Origin of the sequence: Lacisediminihabitans sp., from assembly GCF_036404185.1 — a bacterium.
GTDB lineage: Bacteria > Actinomycetota > Actinomycetes > Actinomycetales > Microbacteriaceae > Lacisediminihabitans.
Map to the genome: position 1 here is coordinate 1 of NZ_DASWPB010000126.1, position 2,442 is coordinate 2,442.

2 protein-coding genes and 1 pseudogene are annotated in these 2,442 nt (G+C 70.4%); all 3 read right to left on the reverse strand.

Annotation, left to right across the window (positions count from 1 at the left end):
- Positions 1-113: 113 nt before the first annotated feature.
- Positions 114-737 (reverse strand): hypothetical protein, encoded by a 624-nt coding sequence (locus VGC18_RS09225; RefSeq protein ID WP_331096539.1) that lies wholly within the window; start codon positions 735-737, stop codon positions 114-116.
- A gap of 122 nt (positions 738-859) precedes the next feature.
- Entirely contained in the window at positions 860-1,774 is a 915-nt protein-coding gene (locus tag VGC18_RS09230; protein WP_331096540.1) for a hypothetical protein, read from the reverse strand.
- A 114-nt stretch (positions 1,775-1,888) separates the two neighbouring features.
- Positions 1,889-2,442: pseudogene (locus tag VGC18_RS09235) on the reverse strand (transporter); the annotation flags it as partial.

Genomic DNA, 2,442 nt, shown 5'->3' on the forward strand with positions numbered 1-2,442 from the left:
TCAGGATCGGAACGCCCTGTCTACCCTAGAGGGCCAGCATCGAAGTAGATAGGCCTCAGGGTGACTATTGCTCCGTAATAGAAATCCTGGCAATCGACTCCAAGGCTGGGTTCCTACCGGACCCAGACCTCCTCGCCGTGCGCGGCGCAGACCTCCGCGGCGGGAGCGGTCCCGCGGGGGTACATCACCGCCCGGTCGGGTGCCCGCATGCACGCGGCAAGGGGGACGATCTTGAGGGACGGTCCCATGATCGTCACCGGAGGACTGCACCCGGTCGGAGCAGTCATCGATGTCCCGTCGGTGAGGGAGATGGTCGGGGTGCTCGTCTGATCCGCGCCGGCCTGCCACAGCCAGCTGGGACCGCCGATGACATCGACGTATCCGCACCTCTGCCCCTGCCGTTGCAGCATCTGTGCCTGGCTCAGGATCGCGTCCTGGGTGAGTCTCGCCTGCTCTATCGAGGTGCAGACTGCTGACGGATCCTTCATGGCGCCGGCCGCCGTGGCCGCCGTCCGGTAGCTACGGCTGGCGATCGCTCGGGCGGGCGTCGACGAGTCGTAGCAGTCGAGGACGAACACGGCAGGGGGCTCCGTCCCGCCCTGGCTGGAACGGGGGCTCGGGATCGGCCGGGATGCCTGGGCGATCGCACCGACGGCGAGGCCTGCGGCGAAGAGCACCGGCCCCGCGGCGATCGCGATGCCGATCGTGACCGGGCGTTTGCTTCTGGTCGTGACCATGGGCTCCTCCTCATGGACGTTGATCACCCATCAACACCATGGTGAGGGTGCAGCGGTCTCGTCACAACCGCCTCCTTACGACCCGTCATCTGCTGTCCGTGCCATCGTCGGGCCCCGAGCGCTCAGCGGCTGTCCTCGTGCGCGAGCGCCTGCGTGCGGATGGTGCTGCCCGTGCCCTCGAGCAGATACTCCAGCGTCGTCCGGGCGCTCGTGGGAAGGGTGATCACCTCGATGGCCTCGCGCGTTCCGGCGAGCACAAGCTCCACGGGAAGGCCGGTCTCGTAGACACGCACGCCCGGCAGCTCCGAGACGGCCCGCAGCATGGCCGGCGTCTCGCGGCGGTGCGGCAGGTAGACCAGAGAGCCGTCGAGCGCCTCGGTCGCCACCCAGCGCAGATACCGTTCGGTCGACATCCGGCCGTCCGTGGTCAGGGCGCTCCCGAGCAGCACCCTGCGACCGGGCACGGCGATGGGCCTGGCCGTCCGGTGCACCCACTCGAGCTGTCGCCGGGTCACCCGGATGCCTCGATCGGCCAGGAGGCCGAGGCGCTCGTCGCCGAGGGCGAAGGTCGTCGCGATCTCGAGCCGCTCGCGCGCGGCCATGCCGAGCATCCGGTCCCGCACCAGGCCGCCGAGCACACCGAGCAGCGCGGACTCGCCGCCGCCCGGGCGCGCATAGTCGCGACGACCGAGCAGCGCATCCGCGATCGTCACGGTCTGGGCGCCGTCGTCGAGCAGGGCCAGCCGGCGCGGTGAGAGCACGGCTGCCGCCAGCCGGAACTGCCCGGAGAAGCCGTCGCCGACCGCCCACTCGCGGTGCCGGGACAGCAGCTGCCAGGGGATGCCGAAATACGGTGCGCAGGTCGCGAATCGTGCGCCCCTGGTCAGCAGCTCCTCGGCGGTGCGGGACATCTGGGGCCCGGTGAGCCGGATGACGACGTCGACGGGCTCATCCCTGGCCGCCGCCCATTCCGCGGCGGCGACGAGCTGCAGCGGCGACTCCACCCAGGCGATCGGATGGTTCCCGTCGTTGCCCACGTCTCCCCATCCCGACCGCGGACTGTGCACTCCGCGGGTTCACCCTCGTCGACGAAGGTGAGCGGCGCCCCCCGCGCGGGTGAACGCCGGGCGGTGGACGGATGAATAGACGTCTTACTTCTGGTTCTGCAGCTGCGTCAACAGCTCCGGGCCGCGCCGCTCGAGGATCGTCCCTCCCCAGCGGATACCGATGGTCAGCAGCGCCGCGCCGAGCACCAGGCCGACGGCCAGGGCGGACCAGCCGAAGCCGGGCTCGCCCGTCACCAGGCCGACGATCGCGAGGACGAGCTCGGGGACGATGAGCACGGCGAGGATGCCCCAGGTGGCGAAGGTCGTGAGGGTGAGCGTGAAACCGCCTCCCGGTCGACCGCGGAACGGACTCTCGCCGGGTGCCGGGACGGGGAAGACGAGGAGCCCGGAGGCGATCGAGGAGAGGGCGAACCCGGACAGCAGCGCGCCGAGGGAGATGCCAAGCAGGCCGGGAAGCGCGGCCCAGGTGTTCGTGTACCAGACCGAGCCGATGGTGAACAGGGCGGTGATCGGCACGGCGAACACGGCGAGGGCGACGACGCGGCCCGCGCGATCCGCCCGGCCACGCACCCCCTTCTGCAGGTGCAGGGCGAAGGCGGTGCTGTCGTAGGAGACGTCGGTGTAGATCGACAGCGACA